The organism is Thermopolyspora sp. NPDC052614 (assembly GCF_040678635.1).
GTDB lineage: Bacteria > Actinomycetota > Actinomycetes > Streptosporangiales > Streptosporangiaceae > Thermopolyspora.
The window spans coordinates 77,385-99,772 of the sequence record NZ_JBFATZ010000019.1; the positions used below are offsets into that span (position 1 = coordinate 77,385).

A 22,388-nucleotide genomic window follows, 5' to 3' on the forward strand; every position below is an offset into this window, starting at 1 on the left:
CCGATTGCTGCAAAGCGGCGAAGCCAACGGAAACCATCCTTTCAATACCGCTGCGACTACATGGTGAGGGCGAGCGCAGGGAACGCGGCCATGTCGAGCGCGCGGCAATCGATGCTCTCCGGATAGCAGGACGCGGCCCTTCGGTCAGTCATTCTGGTCTCTGCGCATCTGATAGCTCGAACTGGATCGGTACGAAGCCTTGTTGATTTGAGTGATCGGAGTCCGCGTAGAAAGCGCCGAACATGGTCCTCGCCTCTCCAGCAGAAGGTTTACACGACGATGGGGTGTGCGCGTCGGATCGATCACGGCGGAGATTAGGGTGTGCTATGGCGACCCTGGCGCTGGGCCGAGTTTGCCGTCCCGGACGGCCTGCTTGACGATGTGCCAGTACCGGTCGCGTGGTAACACGCCCCGGCTCTCCTCGCTCGAGTCAACTGGCCTCGCAGTCTACGAACAGCTACCACCAACCCGTTGCCGCCGGGGTAGCTGGCGAAAGCCGAGACATCGAAAGGCGAGTGATATTCGCATTCGTTGTCATGGCCCTGATCTTGGTTTCGGGCGCTAGAAGTAGTATTTGTCCGGACAGGTCCGGAAAATGACTAGTGTCCGGATGTTCAGTTGGACAGAAATTGTCGGAGAGGGTCTCTAGGATGCCCTGCATGTCTTCGACCGTGATCGGTGTTGATCAGCGTCTCCGCGATCAGGCAATCACCGCATGCTGCCTGGCAGCCGCTGCCCTGGGGGATCCGGATCTCGCAGCTCGCAGGAAAGGAAGCGCACTGATGAGCTGCCTGGGGGTATTGACCTCGGCTTACCCGGTCGGCCGGGCTCCGACGATGGCGCAGTTCCGTTGTGGCCTGCGTCGCCCGCTACGGGAGTTGCTGCCCGACGATTTTGATCTCGCCGGTGTCGGTGACTTGGTCCTGCTCGATGAGGAAGGGCAGTTCAGCGACGAGGCCCGTGACCTATGTCTGGAACACCTGGTTCCGTCAGCAGCGTTGGAGGAGCACTGGCCGTGGGCCAAGGTTGCCACGGAACAGGAGGAGCGCCGCATCTACGAGGTGCTACGGCGACTGCCCTCGAAGGAGTACACCCGGGCACGGGAGTTGCTCGTGGAAATGCCTTCAGGCGATCTTCGCAAGTTGCGCCGCACCTGGGATGGGTTATGGGGCCGGATCGATCATTACGAGCCGATCGTGGAGTGGACGTGGTGCCAGATCCGCGGATGGTGGTTTGCCTGTCCGATGTGTCGGTGGCCGATGCGCGTCGTCGACAGGGGCACAGTGGTCGAGGTTCGCTGTGAGGCGCACGCCCGCAGCGGGGTCATCTACACCTGCCACGCCGACGGCACCGCTGACCGCGCTCCCATTCTGCAGCCTGTCGGCCCACGGGCGAGCGAGGTCAAGGGTCAGCCGGCCACACAGGAGGCGCGTGCGGTTTCGCGCGTGATCTGGCGGTACGTAACCCTGCCGGGAATCTTGGAGCGCGACCTCCGTGATCATGCGCGTGGTGTCGGCGCAGAGGTGGACATGTGGCCTCATAAGGACCGCTACGACCTGCGGATCACGTTGGGGCGGAAAGTGTGGAGGGTGGACGCTAAGGCGTGGGCCTCTCCGGTCGCGCTTGGTGAGGCGCTACGTGACACTGAGCCGGCCGAGCCCGGACTGATCATCGTAATTCCCGACCACCAGCGCGCCAGCCGGGGGCTCCTGGCCGACATGCTGCGCGGCGCGGGCTATCGGGTGATGACGGCAACCGATCTCAAGAACGACATCGACAAGGCGGCGGAGGCGTGGCGGTGACGAGTCTGCGTCAACTCGCCACGCAGATCGCGTGTGCGTTCTCCGAGGAATTCTTCGGATTCTCAGGCACCGATGGCCGCACGGTCGTGCCCTTGGACCAGGCTGGTCTGATCGCCTCGGGCAGGCTGGATCTGTGGTCGGATTGGCCCAACCAGCCCGAGAACACCCAGCGCCTAGTGGGGCAGTTCCTGCGGCTACGCCACAACGAACTCGGCTCGCCCCGACGCTTCCTCGAAGCGGCCCGGGCACTGCGCCACGACCCGAACAGCCCTTACGAAGTACCCGACGAAGTTCCCGACAACGCGGTCACCCATGTGATCGCCCGGCACGGCCAGCATCCCCTGGATCTCGCCGAGCGCCTGCTTGAGGAGGCCGAGACCAAGTACTTGCAGAGTCGGCGTCCGTTGCCGGTGGCCGGTCCGGGCCGTTGGAGCTTCGGCTGGCGGGGCGAATCGACGGTCGAACTACCGATCACCGTGCGCGGGGCCACTGTCGCTCCCGTCGCGTTGGACACGGCAGCGAAGCTGGACACCGTCAAGGTCGGCCTTACCGACCTCAAGGCGCTGGCGAACGAACTGACGAAGGCTTCAGGCACCTCACCGTGGCAAAGCAGCCTCATCGAGGAACTCTTCAGCAAGCTGCGCGACGTCGAGGACCTGCCCGTGACCGAGTTGCTTTTGCGGGCGGGCGGAATCCGGTTGTTCAATGCCCCAACAGGAGTCGGCAAGAGCGTATTGACCCGGCTACTGGCGATCCATCTGGCCCGCCAGGGCATCCCTGTGGCCATCGTGGTGGGCACCATCCACGAGGCACTCACCACCGCCGAGAAGATCGCCTATGAGGAGGACAACGCACGAAACCTGACCCAGGGGATCGAAGAAGACCTCGCTGCCCTGGCTGTGCCCGCCCGGTGCGTGGCTTTGGTGTCCCCACGCAGGCTGGATGAGAAGGCCACCCAAGCGGCCGAGCGCGGTGAGTGGGACCGCTTCGACCGGCTCGGCTATGGCTGCAGCCTGCCTGCTCTCATAGTCGACGGCCCACCGCCGACCGCACCCGACGAGCCCTGCACCTCCCTGCGTGTCCGACCCGCCTCCGGTGAACAGGAGACCACCCCCACCGCGAAGGGTAGGCGGGGCAAGCCCGAGGCCAACCAGCGGCACGCCTGTCCTTTCCTTGGCGCCTGCGGGCGGCACCGGGGATTCCACGAGGCCGCGGCAGCCGACATCATCGTCACCAACCACCACAACCTAACCCACGGGACAGTGCCGGTCCCCGTGCGAATCGACGGCATCGATCACGGCCGCATGCCGCTGCTGGAATTTCTCATGCGTCGCTGCCCGGTGCTGATTATCGACGAGATCGACCTGCTGCAGAGCAACATGTTCGACACCGGGGCCAAGCAGCTCGCGCTGGCCGCGAGCGGCGGCCAGCCTGAGCTGCCCTTGGCCCAACTCGATACCCAACGCACGATGCTGCTACCCGCTGAGGACCGCGAAGTCCTCCCTGCGCTGTCACGCACCCGGTTTCTGGCCGATCAGTTCCTCAACTACGTGCTGGAACAGGACCTGTGGTTGGAGACCGACCCTGATCGCCCCGGCTCCGGATGGCACGTCCCCGGCTCCAACGACCGCATGCTGCTGCAGGCCCTGTTCGGGATCGATGACGTCGCCGACGGAGTTGCCCCGGAGATCTACGAACAGTTCAACGCCCTGTTCCCGGATACCCGCGAGGTCAACGGTGGCACTCCACCCCGCAAGATGCGCAAGGTCGCCACCCTGCTGCGCTCGGTTGTGAGCAACGACACCGGCCAGGACCGGATCAGGGAGGTCAAGCACAGCCTGCACCGCACTTTGACCCGACGCGTCCGGGACGCGAACGTACGCCGCGACGTGGTCAACGCCCTGCTGGTACGAACCTGGCTCGGCGCGCTGCACCAGTCGCTGACCCGGCTGACCTTCGCGGTCAGCTCACCGGGCATCGAACTTCCGGCTGCTCGCGTGCTCGCCGAGAAGCTTGGCACCTTCGTCCAGCACGCCACCATCCCCTACGGCCCCCTGGGGTATTTGCTGTTCGGGTTCCGCGTGGACAAGGTGACCGACCCCTACCCACAGGGCAAACTGTCCGTGCAGGCCATCGCCGGCGATCCGCACACCACCGTAACGCAGTTGGGCGGCACGGTGGCCTTGGCCACCGCGGGGGTGCAACGCATCGTCCTAGGCTTGTCAGCCACGGCATTTTTTCCCGGCGCCGCCCGCGAGCACATCAAGGCTGAGATCACCTACGCGATGACCGACGCCGCACCAGGCGCGTTCACTACCCGCGCGGGCAAGGCTCTGGACGAGGAGTTCCAGGCCATCCACATCGGCGGCCGGTCCGAATCCCAAAAGCCCGACGCTATCCGCGACCTCGGCAAGACCCTGTGGGATCAGCATCTGGACCGGCACCTACGCAGGCTTGCTGAAACCGAACCCGACCGGGAACTGTGCATGCTGGTCGGCAACTCCTACAAACAGGCCGCCCTGCTTGGCGCGGGGATCGCCTCTCACGTCAGCGATCCGAGCTGGGTTGCCGTCGTCGTGCCCAAGGACCAGCGGCCCACCTCGGTGGCGCTGCCTCCCGGGGTGGTGCGCGTGACCGTCGACGACCTCGAGTCGATGCCACGCGAATATCCCAACGTCAAGGTGTGCATCGCACCGTTGAGCCCGGTTGCGCGAGGGCTCAACATCCTGGTCCCTGGAGACCAGCGTTCCGCCCTGGCATCGGTCTGGGTGTGTGTGCGGCCACCGACGCAGCTCACCGACTCGGCGGAGATGTTCGCCAGCGTCAACTCGTATGCCCTCGATGTTGGCATGCCCGGCCCCGACCCTGCCGCCGTGCTGGCCGAACAGCGCCAGGCCGCGTTTTCCCGGCTATTCCACATTCTGACCAGCGACCCTCGGTTCAGCCGGCTCAGCCGAGTCCTGAAAGCCGAAGCCGTCGCAGGGATGCTCGTCGACCTGATCCAACTCGCCGGACGCGCCCGCCGCGGCGGCACTACGGTCGAGTTGTATCTGGTCGATGGAGCCTTCCACGACCCGAAATTCGGCAGCGATCTGCCCGGGCTGCTGCGCTTCTACTACGACAACCTCACTCCCGAACATCAGCGAGCCCTACGCCGCATCTATGGCTCCACGCTGGCGTCCTGGCTCGACTTCGCCGGAATCGACCACAACCGCGAGGACGACAACCGATGACCACGGGCGACGACGAACTGCACCTCCTGGCCTACCCCCTGACCCGCGAACTGCACGGGGTGGTATACCTCCACCGCTTCCCCGAACGGGCCCGCGACGTGTGGAGCGACCTGCTCGACCGTTACCGCGACATCACCGGATCCCGAGGCAACCTGCCCTACTCCGGCCTGGCCACCGCCCTGCGCGCCATCGGACATAGCAGCGTCAACCTCTTCCCGACCAGTCGCAACGACCCACCTCGGCAGATGATCAGCCGCCGGAGACTCGACAGCCGGGACATTCACGACGCCATGGTCCTGTGGGAACAGGCCCTGCTCAGGGTTCCCGACGACGAAATCAGCTTTTCCTACAACAGTGAGCTGGCCGAACTGCTCGCCGACATCGAGCCCGACGAAGTCCAACTGGCCAAGGAGATCAAGCACATCGGCGATCAGCCCGACGCGGCCAACTGGGTGTACGACGCAGCAACCTGGGAAGTTGCCCAGCAACTGTCCGCCAGCATCTGGAAGGTCGACGACCAAGACGTCACCTTCCGCGCCGACACCGACGGCAACCTGCTGGTCTGGGACAACGACCTTCTATGGACCGGTCACTGGGACAACGACGAGGACAACCCGTCCTATGCTGCGCTGCGCGTGCAACTGATGATGAAGACGCTGCCCTCGATGCGGGATCCGGTCGTAGTCGTCGACCCCTCTGTATCGAGGCTGAGCCGCTGGCTCAACTCCTCGCGCACCGCCTGGCTTGCCCAGCGTTCGGCACAAGATCCGCTGCTAGCTCTGACCCTCGAAGGGCGAGGCCCAGCAACACGAATCGAACGCACCAGCGACATCGCCCTCGCCGTATGGGCCCGGCTCGGCGGCGAACACCTGATCCGACCAGAAGACCACAACCTGACCGGTGTTCCCGGCAGGCTGCGCGCCCTAGTGCCGAATTCCGTCCGCTTCCCGATCGGCCGCGGCGTCGGAATGTACACCATCCGTGAGCTCAGCAGGCACCTGTCTGACGTTCTGGGCGTACCCAACATCATCGCCCGCAACGTCGCCGGCCACCGATTCCCCAAAAACACGCGGCGGAAGACAACAGCGGGACGGGACACCGACCTGCTCGACGAAGCCGTCTTGCCCAAAATCATCAACGCATCAGGCTGCCAACGCCTTCGCATCCTCGTCCTCTACAGCCACCAACACACCCGCGCTCGACTGCAGCGGCTGCTGGCCTACCACTTCAACCGGCCAGACCTGGCTGACACCGGTATGCCGGAGGATCAAGCTGTAGCGATCGGGGACCATGTCGAAATCCTCTTCCACCACGCCGCCAGACTGCTGGCCCACGGCGACCACTCCGGCCGAGCCGCCCTTCTCGCTGGCATTCGCCACCTGGACGCGCCAGACGGCACACGGGTCATGGCTCTGTGCGAGACCGAGTTCGACGCGCGCGCGTGGGCCGCCCAACGCAAGCAGTCCCGCAAGCCCGGCAGCACGGTGGCCGACCCGGATTTGACCGACGCCAAGCATCCCGTCAACCGGCTGCTCGCCCAGCACAACGTCCTTGCGCAGTTCATCACCACCAAGCCCAAACCGGGCCCCGAGCCCGCGGCCATGTTGGCCAGCGATACCGCGAAGAGTGCAGACACCGGCGAGGCGACCCCGATCACCGAGAACGGCGTCGAGGAGAACGATCCACTCAGCAAGCTCGGCCTCTGCCTGAAGAAAGACCATGCGGGTCACAACGCCGTCGCCGACATGCTGCGCGCCGCCGGTCTGATCCATCCCCGTCTCGGTCAGGCACTCGCCTACGGCCGCTACGGGTTCAAGGAACCCATCGCGTTCGTTGGCCTGCACATTCGCGAGCAGCGCGGAGCACGGTGGAGTTCCGGGTCGCCCCGACTGAGCTGGTCACTGGTGGCGCTCATCCCCGACGGGGGACACTGGCGCACTATGGCATACCAGGCCAAGCGACACCCGCGCGGTGGAACGACCGGATGGCAAGACTACTTCACCGCCAACACAGCATTCCGCTCGCACCCGCTACCCGAAGGCAAGCGCAAGGACCTCTCCCTCGTCGACAGCATCGACACCGCGCTCGGGCAACTCGAAGAGCACCTTGCCACCGCCAACGGCTACGTCCTACTGGTCTCCGGCGACAGTTCCCGCTCCCTATGGCCCCTGTTGGCCAACAAGAACCTTGACCTGCAGCCCGACTCGGCAGGACGCGTCAAAGACCGCCCAGCCCTTCCCGGCTTCACCCCCTCCACCGGACATCGTCCCCGAGCCATTGTCCGCGTCACCTCCGGCTCACGCGGCGTACCACGACCGGTCGAACTTCACAGCTTCAAGAACGAAAAGACGAAGAACGGGATTCAGGAGAAGAAACCCCACATCATCAAGACCACTGAGGGCCTGCACCAGCTCGACGGAGCCCGCAACACGTGGATCCTGTCGAACATTCCCCGCCAGTTCACCGGCAGCCGGAGACACAGCCGGGCAGGCGAGGACAGAACCCGGTGGACCGCCGACAATGAAGCTGGCCAGCACACCTGGTACGCCCACACGGCCACCGAAATCGTCGTCGTCGGCGCAGACGACGACCCGATTCGTTACGCCGTCGCCGCCGCCCGACTATGCGACCACGCCATTGCCTGGGACGGCCGCACCCAATACCCGGCACCCCTCCACCTGGCAGCCCAGATGGACAAGGACCACCCCGACTACCGACGCACCATCGATCCCGATGAGGAGATCGAACTCGACGAACTCAACGACGCCTGAAGGCCCTGGTCTGCCCCGGGTTCCGTGGAGTCGGATTTGTGGATCTCTCATACCACGGTGATCGTGTTCTCGAACTCTATGCGGGCTCAGCATGCCCAGACTGCCATGAGGGCGAGCTGGGTGACCACTTCGCCAGCCACGCCACCGACAGTCCCTATAACGCCCATACCGACCGCCCTGCCAGCTCGCCCTCGCCGGCGATGTCACCGGGCTGCGTGTCCTCGACGTCGGCTGCGGCGCCGGGCACTACATCGTCGAGTTGCGCACACGGGGCGCGGCCGAAGTGGTCGGCATCGAGGGCAGCCAGACGCTTCTCGACCACGCCCGCGAGCGAATCAACGGCGACGCCGCGGTGACGTTGATTCGTCACGACCTCGAAGATCCGCTCGCCTTCCTTGCCGACGGCTCGTTCGACCTGGTGGTCATGGCCTTGGTGTACCACGACATCGAGGCCCGTGGACAGTTGCTGACCGAACTGCACCGCGTGCTGCGCCCAGGCGGCAGGCTGCTGGTGTCCACGACGCACCCGACCGCCGACTGGACCTACTTCGGCGGCTCCTATTTCGACGAGATCCGGGTCGAGTTGCCCATCAACGATGGCGCCATGACCATCTCCTACCGTCGCATAACCGTTCAGACGTTCCTGAACGAGCTACTGGACGCCGGATTCGTCCTAGAGCGCGTGGTCGAGCCACGCGCCACGGAGGAGGCCCGCCGCATCGACGAGCGCCGTTATCTCAAGACCCAGCAGGCGCCGTCCTTCCTCGCCGTCAGGATGCGGAAGATCTAGGGGCTGCCTCACCCGCCGAGGGGAGCCCTTCGTTCGAGTACCTGGCGGCGGCTGATGCGCCATCCCCGATCTGTGCGTACGGCGTGTCTTGATAGGTCACGCTTCCGCTCGTGCCGTCGGCGTTGATGCCGACCCCCTGGGACAGCGCACCAACGGTCCCATCGCTGTTCTCCGTGAGGACGATGTTGGTGACATGATGGCCGTGCATCGCGATCAACTCGGTGATAGCGATGCGGTCCTGCGTCGCGCGCCCGCGCTGGAGTCTCGCTTCTGGCCGCCTCGCCGATGCTGAGGGTTACCGAACTGTCCCTCAGCGTTCCCCTTATCGCACCTGTCACGGTCACGGCGGCGCGCGTTTTGATGAAAGCAGCGCAGCAAGCGGCCCGACCCGATGCGCCCACCGCCATCCGGGGCCCCTGGCCGTCGTACGCATGGAGGTCCGCCCCATGGCATTGACTGCTCCCTCCCCTTTGACGCGCGGCCGCCGAATGTGGCATCACCGGTCTGCCACCCATGGCGGCGTGCCGATGAACCCGTACGGCAACCATCGCAAAGATGAGTTCATACGGGGCGCGTGAGGTTCACTCCCACATGTGCGATGTGGGCCACACGGACGCCAGACCCTGCCAACCCCTGCGGCCCGGCGGAACCGGCACCGCCCTCCAGGGCATGCTGCTACCACCTTCTCGCGCCCCACAGTCGAAGACACGACGCGTAGGAAGGGCCGCGCTCGCCACCTCGGCGCTGGCCCACAGGTGAGCCGCCGCACCGCCACTTGCACCGGCACCGTCCGCGCCAGCTGAAACGCACCGGCCGGCCCCCCGAAAAGAGACAGCCGTGAAGCGATCGCTCATTGTCGACACCCACGCCAGCTCCTGCTACTTCCGTACCACGGTCGAGGGCGACCAGCGCAAGGCGCTGGTTCAGATCACTGAGCGCTGCAACCTCCACTGCGCTCACTGCTTCGTGTCCTCCGGCGCCTGGGGCCAGGACATGCGATTGGAGGACCTCACTCGTACGGTGTTCCCGCGGTTGCTGCGCGCTCGCGTGCGGCGCATCACCTTGACCGGGGGCGAGCCGTTCGTCCACCCGGACATCCTGGAGATCTGCCGCGTGCTCGCCGATCTTGGGCTGCCGGTCGGGATCTGTACCAATGCCACCCAGACCAGCGGCGAGCAGATCGCCTACCTGGCCAGGCTCGGCAACGTCCACATCAACGTCAGCTTCGACGGCTTCCGGCCCGAAAGTCACGGCAGGTTCCGCGGCGACACCACCTGTTTCGCCACGACGTTGGCCACGACCCGCGCGTTCGCCCAGGCCGGGCTTCTTCAAGGGCTGCTGTCGACGCCCAACGCGCTCACCGATGTGGAAGAGTTCGCCGAGTTGTGCGCGTTCGCTGTCGAGGTCGGCGCCGAGTATGTACTGATGAACCCGCTGTCGCCTTTTGGTCGCGGGGTCAAAAGCCGCAACCGTCTGGCGGCCGGCGACGACACCATGCGCGCCATTCACGCGGTGACCGAGCGGTTCCGCGACCAAGGAATCGAGCTTGTGCACATCCGCTTCCCCAACGACACCAAGCCGCTGGGCGGCTGCGACGCCGGCAAACTCATCTACGTCTTCGCCGACGGCCTCACCGCCGTCTGCCCCTACCTGGTGTTCGCCGCCCGCACCCCTCAGTCCCGCTACAGCGACCGCGACTTTCTGGTGGGCAACGTCCTGCACAGCGAGGTCGCCGACGCCCTGGATGGCTACGACGTGGCCGGCACGCTCGGCATGGGCGCCAACCCCACCTGCCGCGGCTGCCCAATGAATAGCATCTGCGGCAAGGGTTGCCCCGCCGCGGTGATCGCCCAAGGGCAGCGCATAGGTGACGTCGATGCCGCGCAGTGCCCCCGCACCGAGCGGCCACTGCTGCAGATCGCCACCCGGCCGCTGTCATGACCGGCGGTGTGTTCCTGGTCGTGGAAGGCCCCAACAGCGTCGGCAAGACCACGACCACCAGCCTGCTGGCCAGACGACTGCGCGCGTACGGCAGGGCCGTCCATGTCACCAGCGAGCCATCACGGTCCCAACTGGGGCGGCTCATCCGCGCGAGCGAGTCCACGCTGTCAGGCCGGGCGCTGGCCCTGGCGGTGGCCGCCGACCGCTACCACCACGTCGACACCGAAATCCTCCCGGCGCTGGAGGCCGGGCACGTGGTCATCAGCGACCGATATGTGCACTCATCGTTGGTGCTGCAACGCCTCGACGGCCTGCCACTAGAAGAAATCTGGCAATACAACGCTCACGTGCCACCCGCGTCCCTATCCTTTTACCTGCACCACGCGCCCCAGACGCTGCGGCAGCGGCTCGGCGAACGCCCGCAGCTGTCGCGATTGGAGCGCGACGGCTCGCCGGAGCGGGAGCTGGCTCTGTACGAGGAGGCGTTCGACTTCCTGCGCAGGCGCGGCTGGCGCCAGGAACGGATCGACTGCCGCGGCCTCGACCCCGATGGGGTGGTGGCGATGCTCCTGCACCACGTGGATCGGCTCACAACGGCATGAGGGAGGCGGCAGTGGTCCGCGCGCTCACGGTCAATATCGGGGCGGCGTCCCTCGAACGCGCCGAACTGTTGCTGAACTGGCTCGCCGGGCGGCAGGAGGATGTGCTGCTGCTCACCGAGACCAGCGCTGGGGCCGGCACCGCCTTCTTGCTGGAAAGGTTCCGGCGTGCTGGCTACGACGTGGTCAAGACACCCGACGACGGGGATCGGGGAGCAGCCCTGGTCAGCCGGATTCCCTTGGCCGACGATCAGCCCGACTGGTTCGACAAGGTGAGTATCCCCGGCCGCATCGCGGCCGCGGCGCTCGACACGAACCCGCGGACCTGGTTTGTCAGCGTGTATGTGCCAAGCCGGGACCGCAGCGCGGACAAGACCACCCGTAAAGAAACCTTCATCGGCTCGCTGCTTGCGGTCCTGCGAAATCTTCCTGCCGAACAGCACGACCATCTGGTGATCGGCGGCGACTACAACGTGATCGGCGCCGATCACCGCCCGCTCCACCCGGGGTTCTTGCCGTTTGAGTTCGGCCTGCTGGAGACCCTCCACGCCGAGGGTTTTCTCGACGCCCACCGGCACTGCCAGCCGGACGTTCAGGCCTACAGCTGGATCGGCCGGACCGGCGCGGGCTACCGCTATGACTACTTTCACGTGGGCCGGGCCCTGGCCGACCGCATCCGGGGGTCTGCTTACCTGCACCAAGTGCGAACGGACGGGCTGACCGACCACGCCGCCGTACAGCTGGACCTTGATGTCACGGCTTCCCGCCTGCCTTGCGGCAACCCCGCTGGTCCGGAGACCATCGCCCTGTTCTAGCCAGCGCTGCTGTTACGCGGGGGCCATCGCTGCGCGCACTAAGGAGTCGTAGGTGTCGCTGACGCGCTGGAGATCAACCTCGAGCGAGCGCGCGAGGGCGTCGAGCCGATGCTGGGCGATGGTGCCGGATTCCCCGGCCCGGGCTGTGCACTCGAACTCGATGAACACCCCGGCATGCTCGACCTCGTCGACGCAGACATACACCTCACCCAGCGTGCCGGTCCGCCGGGTCTTGACAATGCGCACCGTCGGGCGGAACCCCATCGCGACGATAGCCTGGTGCATCTGCTGCCGATCAGCGACCTCCGTCTCGTGCTCCAGGCACGCCATCTCGTTGTCGAGCGGTGTTTTGACGGTGAACAGGTGCCGGTCCTGCTGGGTGCGCAGACGGGCGAACGCTACTCCGATCTTGCTGCGGCCATAGTCCCAGCCTGCCGGTGCGTAGGCTTGATCGTCTTGCCGTGTGGGTGCCGACAGCGTCACACCGCGCCGGGTCAGCGCGTCCTGTAGGGCCGTCAGGTCGCCTACGCGGTACTTGACCTCGATCTCTTGCGCCCCATCCGTCACACTGGCCTCCCTGACATCTGCTCTGGCGAGGGAGCTTACCGACACCCCGGGCGGTGATTGGCGTCTTTCCCGAGGCCCGCCTCCTCGATCCCGGCGGCGGGTGTTGCGGACATGGGATGTTCACGAGCAGGTCTGACCAGGGCTGTCGCTCCTCGGACTGCGGATGATCGTTTCCCGGTCGAAGGCTACGGCAATGACATCGGTTGACGGCGGCCATGAGAAGCTGGCTCTGGCGCAAAGTGTGTGATCTCGTGACAGAGAGCATGCGAGGGGTTAGTCCGAGGACTATCGCAGTCGTGTGACGGCGCGTGCACGGCTAGGGCCGCTCGTTGATGTCAATGGCCTGTGAGTTCTCCCCGTAGGTGTGCGGCTCCAGGACTTCCTTGACGTCCTTGCTCCATCACTGGCTTGACGGTTTCACGAGCTGATTGACGCTTCAGGACATGCTTGACGATTAGGAACGTCGGGTGGTGGCCCTCAAGTGGGTGACGGGGTTGTTGCTCTTGCGTGCGTGGGTGCTGATCTCGATGTCGTTGTGAGTCACGCGAAAGACGGTGTCCTCGACGAGGGTGATTACGGTCTTGCCGGCGTGGGCGCGGCCGACCCGCAGACGTTGCCCACCGACCTGTGTGATGCCATCGGCGGGGATCTTGCGCATGACCCGAACTGGTCCCTGAGGTGGCGGCGGGAGCGGATCGGTGGTGGTTCGGGCGCCGATGAGCCGGGCGGCCTGGTGCGGGCTGATTGGCGCGGGCATCGTCTTGACGAGGTGCTCGTCGGCGATGACGTGCAGCAGGTGCCGGTCCAGGCGAAGTGTGACGCGTTGTCCGGACAACTGGACACCGAGCAGGTGCCGCTGCCCGGCGAGGGCAACCGTGCCGTCGCGGTCGACGGTCCGGTCGACCTCGACAGCGGTGGTGGCCGGGATCGCGCCGCGAGGTGCCGCAGAGGCCGCGGGTTCGGGGTCGGCGGGGCGGCCGCGTAACCGCAGGACGGCCAGGTCATCAGGAGTGAGACGGGACTGACGGGTGCGGATGAGCTCGCCGGCCAGCGCGACGTGGATGCTGCGCAGGTCAGCCCAGATCGTGACCGGGTGCCCGCCCAGCGCGGCTGGGAACTTCAACTGGTTGTTGCCAGGCAGCACGATCCTTCCGGCAGGTGAGATGACCAGGTCGATCTCGACCGCCTCGTCTTTGGCTTCGTCTTGCCGACCGGGGCGTGGCGGGACGAGAACGCGCTCGGGGTGCGGACCGGACCTGTCCGCCGGTGCCGGGCTGCTCGCGGGGTGAGGCACCGGCCGGAACGCGGAGATCGGTGTGGCCATACCGAGGGCCTGATGCGGACGCTGATGGTTGTAGGCATGCACCCACACGTCGATGCCGGCCTGGGCGGCGGCCAACGATTCGAATGGGCCGCAGACCTCCAGCAGCTCCCGCCGGAACGTGCCGTGAAACCGCTCGATCTTCCCCGTTGTCGTGGGCGAGCGAGGCTTGGTCAGCCGGTGCGTGATGCCGTTCTCCCGGCAGATCCGCTCGAACATCACCTCGGCCGGGAACGGCTTGGTGAAGCGGCCGGTGAACTGCTTGCCGTTATCGGTCAGCACCTCCGCGGGGACACCGTAGCGTCCCATCGCGTCGGTGAAGGCCTGGCAGACCGCCCGCGCCGACTGATCGACGATCACCTGGCAGATCACCACGAAGCGGGGATGATCGTCGATCCCGGTGACCACCTTGCATTCGCGGCCGTCGGCCAGGAACACCCCGCCCATGATGTCGATCTGCCACAGTTGCATCGGAGCATCCCGCTGCCACCGCTTATAGCTACGGCGATGCCGCTGCTCCTGGGGCCGCACCAGCCCATTGCGGACCAGCACCCGGTAAACCGTGCTGCGCCCTGGCGCCTTGGCGACCTCACGAACCTTCAGCTCGTGCTGGATCCGCTGGGCACCCCACCGTGGATGGCCACGCCGCAGCTCACAAATCAGCGCTTCGATGTCCGCCGCCAGCCGGGTCGGCGAGGTGTTCGGCCGCCGTGATCGCTCCGCCAAGCCGTCGTACCCTTCGGCCTCGTACCGCCGCAGCCAGGTATACAGCGACTGCCGTGACGTGCCGTACTGGCGCGCTACCTCCGCGACGGAGCCGCCATCGAGGACCTCCTGGACGGCCCGGTATCGATGCTCGACCCACCAGCGCCCAGCGTCGAAGGCCGAATCGAGCGTCTCATCAGCCACGACATGAGCATCTTGCAGCAGCGTCAACGATGAGCCGGAACCGTCGCGGATGTTATGGAACCGTCAGCAAGGTCCTGGAGCTGGGCTGTCAACGATGTCCTGAACCCTCACACCGTCACGTTGATGATCTCGTTCGAGTGAGAACCGATCGTCAACCTGAGACGGCTGTAGGAACCCCGATTGTGCCCTCATGCCAACTCGGCAGGCGATGCCTGCTGCTTGAATACGTTCTTCCCGCATCTGACCGAACTGGTCATCCGCGAGGTCGAGGACCGGGGCAGCCACGTGCTGGTCCATGCAGCGACCAGGGGCGCGGCGGTGGCGTGCCCGGCCTGCGTGCAGACCTCCTCGCGAGTACACGGCCATTACCGCCGGTTCCTGCAGGACCTGCCCGCGGGTGGCCGCCCCGTGCTGATCGCGCTGTCGGTACGCCGGTGGAAGTGCACCAACCCCTCCTGCGCGGTGCGGACGTTCGCCGAGCCGGTTGGCGACCTGGCGGACAGGCACGCGCGCAACACATCGCTGTTGCGGCGCATGCTGGAGCCGGTCGCCCTCGCCGTGGCCGGCCGCGCCGCCTCCCGTTTGCCGGCCGGACTCGGCGTCGCGGTGTCGCGCGACACGCTGATCCGCCTGGTCCGCGCTCTGCCCGACCCCGAGATCGGGCAGGTCTCCGTGCTGGGGGTCGACGAGTGGGCCAGACGACGCGGCCGATCGTATGCGGCTGTGCTGGTCAACATGGACACCCATCAGGTCATCGACATCTTGGGCGATGACCGGGCCGACACCTTCGCCGGCTGGCTCCGCGACCATCCCGGCATCGGTGTCATCTGCCGCGACCGCGGCCTCGGCGCAGTTGCCCATCTGTGCAGTGCCCCCGGCAGGATTCGAACCTGCGGCACCCGCTTTAGGAGAGCGGTGCTCTATCCCCTGAGCTACGGAGGCTTGTGGTGTAAGCCTATCGAACTGGGAGGGCCTGATGCGCCCCAGTATCGGGGTGGGTTGGGGAAGAGGGCGGTCATGGGGGATGTGGGAGGTGGCAAAGGTCTGGTCAGGGGCGGGTTCGGTGGGGTGGGTGGGTGATTACCGTCACGTGGCATGAGTGATGGGGTGCGCGGGTCCGGAGTGCGGACGGGGTGTCTGGGGAGCGGTTTTGGGCGGCCCTGGGTGCTTGTGGTGGCGATGCTTGCTCCGGTGGTGCTCGGGGGCGGGTTGCTTGTCGTGTCTCTGGCGGGGATTGAGGTTGGGGGGCGGACGGCGGATGGAGTGAGGCCGCGGGCGGAGGCGCTGAGTGTGCGGTCGGAGGGGAAGGGCGCGGTTTCCGGGCCGGATGTGGTGTATGAGCGCGTTGTGGAGGTGAGGGCACGGAGAGGGGGCGAGGTGAAGTGGGAGCAGGGGGTGGGGAGGCCGGAGGGGGTGCCGGAAGGGCGGCGGGGGTCGGGGAAGGCGCGGGAGAAGGGCGCGAAGAGGCGGTCGGAAGGGAGGGGGGACGGGAAGAAGGAGCGGCCGGGGGAGGAGTGTCCGCCGGAGGTGGAGGACGGGGTGCGAGAGGTGGTCGGGGAGGTGGAGGGTGAGCGTGAGGTGATTTCGGAGTTGTGGCTGGGAGTTGTCGGGACGGAAGTCGAGTAACGGGCAGTCCGGAAAAACGGCCACATTCGGGGCGGGTGTGTGTTTCACTCGTTGGGCGGCTCGGTGGCTGACGGTGGAGGCCGGTGGGTCGTGGCCGGGTGGCGTGACCGTGGCGAGCGGTGGGTCGTTCGTTGTGGCGGGGCCCTGGGATTCGCGGTGGTACGGCCTGGCGTTAGGTGAGGTTCGCGAAGGCAGGTTACGGCGGGTGGTCGTTGGTGTGGGCCGCGAAACCGGCCTAATTGGCACATAACGGCTATGGGAAGTTTCGTCCAGAACGTTGTTTCGCTGTAGTAACGTGCCTTGCGGTTCGGGTCGCGAGTTGGCAAACGGAGGAGTCGGACGTGGCATCTCCTCGATCAGCGGGGCTGATCGCGGTCGTCATGGCGATGACTTCGCTGGTGGTGGGGGCCTCGTCCGGGCAGGGGGAGGCTCAGGCCGCGGCCGGGGCCGAGCGAGGGTCGGCGGCGGGGCGGCAGGTGCGGGAGCCGGGTGATGATTCGAAGGATTCGAAGACGGATCCGATCGGCCTGAATGATCTGCGGCGGGAAGCGCAGAAGGCCACCGCGGACATTGAGGCGGCGACCAAGGCGCTGGTGGGGCGGCAGAAGGCCCTCGACGAGTCGCAGAAGCAGCTCGCCACCAAGCTTGGTGCGCTGCAGGTGGCCAACCAGGAGCTGGCCAAGGTGCGACAGCCGTTGTCGGAGCTGGTGCAGTCTCTCTATCAGGTGCCGGCGGCCACGGATTTGGCCACCTTCTTTTCCGGCAAGGAGCAGTCGAGTCTGCGGGCGATGAGTGACGCCACTCATCTGGCCGAGAAGCGGCAGCTGGTCTTCGCGGACAGCGGCAAGGTCTATGAGGAGCGGGAGCGGCTCGCGGCCGAGGCGCAGGAGTTGCGGGCGGCGAACCTGCTGCAGGAGGCGCAGCTCAACGCCGAGATCGACACGCTGCGGAAGCGGTCGCGCAAGCTGGTGAAGAATCTGACCGCGGCCTTGCAGAAAGCGGGGGTGCGGCTCAACAAGCAGAGCCGGACGACCGGGTGTGACCCGACGCAGATCGCGACCGCCGAGAAGTTCCCCAACGGGCTGTTGCCCAAGGCGTTTCTCTGTCCGTTGCCGGGCAAGGGGCATCAGTTGCGGGCGGATGCGGCGATCTCGTTCGCGGCGCTGAACGAGGCGTACCGTAGGCGGTTCGGCAAGCCCATGTGCATCACCTCCAGTTATCGCAGTCTGGGGGCGCAGCAGGCCGTTTACTACCAGCGGCCGGGGCTGGCGGCCATTCCGGGCAAGAGCAATCACGGGCTGGGGCTCGCGGTCGACCTCTGCGGGGGCGTAGAGGTCTTCAGGTCGGTGCAGTTCAACTGGCTGGAGGCCAACAGCAAGAAGTACGGCTTCATCCACCCGGACTGGGCCTACAGCAGCCCCTTTGAACCTTGGCATTGGGAGTACGACCCCAAGCTCGGCTCTGCCTTGTAGGTCATCCGCGTAAATCATCTGGGTAGGTCATCCGGGTAGGTCACTCGCGCGGGCGGATGGCGATGGTGAGGCGGCCTGCGGACTGGGCCAGGGCGAGGTACGCGGCCTGGCTGGGGGTGGTCGCGAGGACGACGAGGGCTCCGGCGGTTGAGTCTTTGGTGGTCGAGGGGTCGGCGGGGGCGGTGATGACGCGGACGTTTTGGGCCACCGGCATCGTGGTTGTGGTCTGGTCGCCGGTCCAGTCGGTGGGGGCGGCCAGGATGTCGATCGTGTCGCCGGGGGAGAGGAGGCCGGCGGCGTCGGCGTCGGCGATGCGTACGGGGGTCGCCACGAGGCCGGGGCCGTAGGCGGACAGCAGGCCGGGACCGAGGAGACGGGTGTCGGTGAAAGGCTCCCCGGCGCGCATGGGGGCGGCGAGAGTCCGCCCGATCAGGGGGGCTCCAGGTTTTAGCGCTCCCGTGGGCAGCAGGTCAGGTGGGAAGGCGACCGATTTGATGTCGGCGGGGGTCAGTCGGCCGCCGGGGAGGTCTCGGGCCGCGACGAGGATGTCCACGCCTGAGGCGGGGCGGATCGACAGTAGGGCGCAGGCCATGGCCATTGCGGCGAGAAGGGCGGCGATGGGGCGGCGGCGCCGGGCGAGATTACGGCGGAAGGCGCGCATGACTCCTTCGACTCCGAGCGGGTGGGATGGCTCCGAGCACTGCTGTCTGGCATCGGCACGTGTGGGGCATGGTCATGTGTGGAGCAGGTCGAGTGGTGACGTCAGGGGAGGTCGAAGGGGAGTTTGATGCCGTCGAGGGCGTGGCCGCAGGGGCAGGTGCGGTCTTCGGGGAGGGACTCGACGACCTTGGCCACGAGGGTGCGCATGCGTTCGATGTTCGCGGCGAAGAAGGCGAAGACCTCCTCCTGGCTGACGCCCTCGCCTGCTTCCACGCCGGCGTCGTGGTCGGTGACGAGGGAGAGGGAGGTGTAGCAGAGGGCGAGTTCGCGGGCGAGGACGGCTTCGGGGTGGCCGGTCATGCCGACGATGGTCCAGCCGGCGGACGTGTACCAGCGGGATTCGGCTCGGGTGGAGAAGCGGGGGCCCTCGATGACGACCAAGGTGCCGCCGTCGACCGTGGGCCAGTCGTCGGCGCGGGCCACGGCGACCGCGGTGGCGCGGCCGGAGGGGCAGTAGGGGTCGGCGAAGGCGACGTGGACGGCACCGCCCTCCTCGTAGTAGGTCTGGACGCGGCCGGAGGTGCGGTCGACCAGTTGGTCGGGGATGACCAGGGTGCCGGGGCCGTGCTCGGGGCGGAGGGAGCCGACGGCGCTGGGGGCCAGGACTTGGCGCACGCCCAGGGATCTCAGGGCCCACAGGTTGGCTCGGTAGGGGATGCGGTGCGGAGGATAACGGTGGTCCTTGCCGTGGCGGGGGATGAAGGCCACGGAGCGGGAGCCGATCCGGCCCAGGGTGATGACGTCGCTGGGGGGACCGTAAGGAGTCTCGACCGTGATCTCCTCTGCTTCGTCGAGCAGGGAGTAGAAACCGGAGCCTCCGATGACGGCGATGTCTGCACGAGTGACCATGGCGCCGACCTTAGCGCGTGGGGAAAGGAGGCTGGAGCGGGCGGCCGTGCCTGTGGATAACCCGCGCGGAGGGTTCACGGCCTGTGGATAAAGAAGGACGGTGGCCTCGTCTGGCCGTGGCGCCCGGGTGCGGCCGACCTTGGGTGATGTACGGGGAGGCGTCGGTGAACATGACCGGCGGCTTCGTCTCAGGCCGTCGCACGCCCAACTCCTGTGCTGCCTCCACACTCGGGCGGAACTTGCGAGGCGGAGGGCGGCCGGAGCGCCGGGGCCGAGAATGTCGATGTCTCGGTGCGTGTTCTCGACAAGGTGAGCGTTGCCACTCGGGGCGCTGCGGATCGGCGACCGATACCGCAGGCTGTCGTCGATGCTGTGGTGCGCGCCGCACCCGTACCTGGTGCGGCGACGTGCGGCGGCATGGCCGCCCACAGTCTCCGATGGCGCAGAACGAGGGGTCTGCGATTTAGCAGGTTTCGCGAGGTTCGGAGATCCGTACCAAGATCCGGAAAGCGGCCAGAGCGAAGGTCGCCGACATCCCCAGTGTGCTACCCGGCAGGGGTAGACCAGGTCGGGCGAAGTTGGAGTCAGCAGCAGGCCCGGCTTCGGTGTTCCGTGGGCCGAACCAGGCCGTGCTGCCTATCTAGTGTCGAATGGCGGCCCCGCCAGGTGCCTATGTCAGGCGGCTGAGACCGTGGAGGAGGACTTGCTGTCGGACTTGGCGCTGCTGGACGAGGTGTCCGAGGAGGAGGTCGAGGAGGTGCTCCCCGAGTCCTTGCTTCCGCCGGAGTCCTTGTTGCCGTTGCTTCCGTTCGACGAGCTCGTCGAGGACGAGGCCGACGTGGAGGACGAGCTGCTTGAGCGGCTGTCCGTACGGTAGAAGCCCGATCCCTTGAAGACGATGCCGACCGGCGAGAAGACCTTGCGCAGCCGCCCCTTGCAGCTCGGGCACTCGGTGAGCGAGGCGTCGGTGAACTTCTGGACGACCTCGAACTGCTCGGTGCAGGCGGTACAGGCGTACTGGTAGGTGGGCACGCACTCCTCCTCTATGGCTCACACCGACTGGCACTCTAGCGGTGCGACTGCTAATGGTAAGGCTGGGACTAGCATAAACGCCACTCGCGCGCGTTCTAATCCTGTTAACCATGGGCTATGTGAGAACGAGATCCGCGCGGTCGGGGTGGCGGCGGGAGATCGTCGAGGGCCGGGCGGCGCCGCTCGCCCCTGCTGCGACCGGGGGTGATGGGTCGGCTCGGGGCGGGGTCGGATACGGCCGGTCGGTGGCGATCCGCGGTGCGATGTGACGCAAACCACACAATAGGGATGGCCCGGGTAGGATGTCCGGCGATCGTGCAAAAGATCTCGGGATGCCAGGCTTCACCAAGAAAGGCGCCGGCGCAGAGGGCACCCGGGGGACGGGGTGCGCGGTCACAACCCCTGCTCGCCGTACCAGCCCGCGAGCTTGCCTCGGCGGCTCACCGCGCGCAGGCGGCGCTCCGCCGTCTCGCGGCACGCGGCCGTCGTCACCACCAGCAGTTGATCGCCCGCCCGGATCCGGGTGGTCCGCTCGGGCACGAACGACCGGCCCTCGCGTACCACCATCGTGACCGCCGCGTCGCTGGGCAGCCGCAACTCGAAGATCTCCACGCCGTGCAGCAGGGAGCCGGGTGGCACGCTGACCTGCAACAGGTCGGCCTTGAGCTCCTCCAGGGGGGCCGCCTCCACGTCCAGGTCCCGGGCCTCGCCGGGCGCGCCGACCTTGAGCAGCCAGGCCACGAACGGCAGCGTCGGCCCCTGTAGCAGCGTGAAGACGATCACGATGACGAAGACCTCGTTGAAGATCGTCTTCGCGCCGGATACGCCGGACGCCCACGGGATGGTGGCGAGCACGATGGGGACCGCGCCGCGCAGACCGGCCCAGGACAGGAAGATCTGTTCTCGCCAGGGGATGCGATCGATCCGTAGAGCCCGGGACACCAGCGACGACGCCACCACCGAGATCGGGCGGGCGAGCAAAATCAGTGCGAAACCGGCGAGCAGGCCAGGGATCACCGAGGAGGACAATTCCGAAGGATTGGCCAGCATGCCCAGCATCACGAAAAGTCCGATCTGGGCCAGCCAGGCCGCACCCTCGGCGAAACTGCGCGTCGCCGCCCGGTGCGGCAGCCGTGCGTTGCCGAGGACGAGGCCGGCCAGGTACACGGCGAGGAAGCCGCTCCCGTGCACCAGCACCGCCCCGCTGTACGCGGCCAGCGCGACGGCGAAAACGGCGAGCGGATACAGACCGGACGCCGGCAGCGCGACCCGCCGCAGCGCGTACGCGGCGAGCGGCCCCACCGCCAGCCCGACCGCCGCGCCGATCACCAGCTCCAGGACCACGTCCAGGACGATGTTTCCCACGCCGGGCATCCGCGCGCCCCCGGCGCTCAGCGCCATCACGATGATCACGGCGGGCGCGTCGTTGAAGCCGGACTCGGCCTCCAGGATGCCCGCGAGCCGCGGCGGCAGCGGCAACCGCCGCAGCACCGAGAAGACGGCCGCCGCGTCGGTCGATGCCAGCACCGCTCCGAGCAGCAGCGCCGACCGCAGGTCCATGCCGAGCGGCATCATCGCGCACGCGGCCAGCACGATGATGCTCACCCCGACGCCGACCGTCGCGAGCACCGTGGCCACCGGTACGGCCGGCCGCACATGGTGCCAACTGGTCGTCAGACCACCCTCGGCCAGGATGACCGCCAGGGCGATCAGCCCGATCTCCCGCGCGAGAAAGGCGTCGTCGAAGTGGATGCCGAGCCCGTTCTCGCCCAGAAGCAGCCCGATCCCCAGATAGATCAGCAGGCTGGGCAGACCGGTCCGGTGCGCGACCCGCACGGAGATGATCGCGGCGATGACCACGACGGACCCGAGGAGCAGCCAGATGTCCATCTCCAGCGTGCCCCCTTTCGGTCCTCAAAGGTCATTCTGTCGCATTCACGT

14 protein-coding genes, 1 tRNA gene and 3 pseudogenes are annotated in these 22,388 nt (G+C 66.8%); 11 read left to right on the forward strand and 7 right to left on the reverse strand.

Going from position 1 to position 22,388, the window contains the following annotated elements:
• Window positions 1-659: 659 nt before the first annotated feature.
• The 7 genes and pseudogenes from AB0K60_RS30565 (at window position 660) to AB0K60_RS30595 (ending at window position 11,951) form a co-directional block, all read left to right on the forward strand.
• Window positions 660-1,802, forward strand: a complete 1,143-nt coding sequence (locus AB0K60_RS30565) for a hypothetical protein (protein ID WP_364062858.1) — start codon at window positions 660-662, stop codon at window positions 1,800-1,802.
• A complete protein-coding gene (locus AB0K60_RS30570) occupies window positions 1,793-5,035 on the forward strand; it encodes a hypothetical protein (protein WP_364062861.1) in 3,243 nt (1,080 codons plus the stop codon). Before AB0K60_RS30565 ends, AB0K60_RS30570 begins: the two co-directional genes overlap by 10 nt.
• Entirely contained in the window at window positions 5,032-7,806 is a 2,775-nt protein-coding gene (locus AB0K60_RS30575) for an RNaseH domain-containing protein (protein WP_364062864.1), read from the forward strand. The genes AB0K60_RS30570 and AB0K60_RS30575 overlap by 4 nt, the downstream gene beginning before the upstream one ends.
• A 205-nt stretch (window positions 7,807-8,011) precedes the next feature.
• Window positions 8,012-8,596, forward strand: a pseudogene (locus AB0K60_RS30580) (class I SAM-dependent methyltransferase); the annotation flags it as partial.
• Window positions 8,597-9,433: 837 nt separating this feature from the next.
• On the forward strand, window positions 9,434-10,537 hold the full coding sequence (locus AB0K60_RS30585; protein ID WP_364062867.1) for a radical SAM protein: 1,104 nt from the start codon (window positions 9,434-9,436) through the stop codon (window positions 10,535-10,537).
• Window positions 10,534-11,139: a dTMP kinase gene (tmk, locus tag AB0K60_RS30590; protein WP_364062870.1), complete on the forward strand. Its 606-nt coding sequence runs from the start codon at window positions 10,534-10,536 to the stop codon at window positions 11,137-11,139. Before AB0K60_RS30585 ends, tmk begins: the two co-directional genes overlap by 4 nt.
• Before the next feature lie 11 nt (window positions 11,140-11,150).
• Window positions 11,151-11,951 carry an endonuclease/exonuclease/phosphatase family protein gene (locus AB0K60_RS30595; protein ID WP_364062873.1) on the forward strand — a complete coding sequence of 267 codons (801 nt, stop codon included), beginning with the start codon at window positions 11,151-11,153 and terminating at the stop codon, window positions 11,949-11,951.
• A 12-nt stretch (window positions 11,952-11,963) separates the two neighbouring features.
• Here the strand turns inward: AB0K60_RS30595 and AB0K60_RS30600 are convergent, their stop codons facing one another.
• Window positions 11,964-12,518: a class IV adenylate cyclase gene (locus AB0K60_RS30600; protein ID WP_364062876.1), complete on the reverse strand. Its 555-nt coding sequence runs from the start codon at window positions 12,516-12,518 to the stop codon at window positions 11,964-11,966.
• Between the two features lie 454 nt (window positions 12,519-12,972).
• On the reverse strand, window positions 12,973-14,748 hold the full coding sequence (locus tag AB0K60_RS30605; protein WP_364062986.1) for an IS481 family transposase: 1,776 nt from the start codon (window positions 14,746-14,748) through the stop codon (window positions 12,973-12,975).
• Window positions 14,749-15,066: 318 nt separating this feature from the next.
• Between AB0K60_RS30605 and AB0K60_RS30610 the strand changes: the two are divergent.
• A pseudogene (locus tag AB0K60_RS30610) lies at window positions 15,067-15,186 on the forward strand (transposase family protein); the annotation flags it as partial.
• 431 nt (window positions 15,187-15,617) lie between these two features.
• Here AB0K60_RS30610 and AB0K60_RS30615 read toward each other — a convergent pair.
• Window positions 15,618-15,690, reverse strand: a tRNA-Arg gene (locus tag AB0K60_RS30615).
• A 231-nt stretch (window positions 15,691-15,921) separates the two neighbouring features.
• Here AB0K60_RS30615 and AB0K60_RS30620 point away from each other — a divergent pair.
• Both AB0K60_RS30620 and AB0K60_RS30625 read left to right on the forward strand, forming a co-directional pair.
• Window positions 15,922-16,374, forward strand: a complete 453-nt coding sequence (locus AB0K60_RS30620) for a hypothetical protein (RefSeq protein ID WP_364062879.1) — start codon at window positions 15,922-15,924, stop codon at window positions 16,372-16,374.
• Between the two features lie 341 nt (window positions 16,375-16,715).
• Window positions 16,716-17,846 carry a D-alanyl-D-alanine carboxypeptidase family protein gene (locus AB0K60_RS30625; RefSeq protein ID WP_364062882.1) on the forward strand — a complete coding sequence of 377 codons (1,131 nt, stop codon included), beginning with the start codon at window positions 16,716-16,718 and terminating at the stop codon, window positions 17,844-17,846.
• 40 nt (window positions 17,847-17,886) lie between these two features.
• Here the strand turns inward: AB0K60_RS30625 and cpaB are convergent, their stop codons facing one another.
• The gene (gene cpaB / locus AB0K60_RS30630) at window positions 17,887-18,507 is read right to left on the reverse strand and encodes a Flp pilus assembly protein CpaB (RefSeq protein WP_364062885.1); all 621 of its coding nucleotides are present in this window, start codon (window positions 18,505-18,507) and stop codon (window positions 17,887-17,889) included.
• Between the two features lie 101 nt (window positions 18,508-18,608).
• Window positions 18,609-19,415: an S-methyl-5'-thioadenosine phosphorylase gene (locus tag AB0K60_RS30635; RefSeq protein ID WP_364062888.1), complete on the reverse strand. Its 807-nt coding sequence runs from the start codon at window positions 19,413-19,415 to the stop codon at window positions 18,609-18,611.
• A 703-nt stretch (window positions 19,416-20,118) separates the two neighbouring features.
• Here AB0K60_RS30635 and AB0K60_RS30640 point away from each other — a divergent pair.
• Window positions 20,119-20,292, forward strand: a complete 174-nt coding sequence (locus AB0K60_RS30640) for a hypothetical protein (protein WP_364062995.1) — start codon at window positions 20,119-20,121, stop codon at window positions 20,290-20,292.
• Window positions 20,293-20,354: 62 nt separating this feature from the next.
• Here AB0K60_RS30640 and AB0K60_RS30645 read toward each other — a convergent pair.
• Both AB0K60_RS30645 and AB0K60_RS30650 read right to left on the reverse strand, forming a co-directional pair.
• Window positions 20,355-20,447 (reverse strand): annotated as a pseudogene (locus tag AB0K60_RS30645) (zinc ribbon domain-containing protein); the annotation flags it as partial.
• A 393-nt stretch (window positions 20,448-20,840) separates the two neighbouring features.
• Window positions 20,841-22,337 carry a potassium/proton antiporter gene (locus AB0K60_RS30650; RefSeq protein WP_364062891.1) on the reverse strand — a complete coding sequence of 499 codons (1,497 nt, stop codon included), beginning with the start codon at window positions 22,335-22,337 and terminating at the stop codon, window positions 20,841-20,843.
• Window positions 22,338-22,388: the final 51 nt, after the last annotated feature.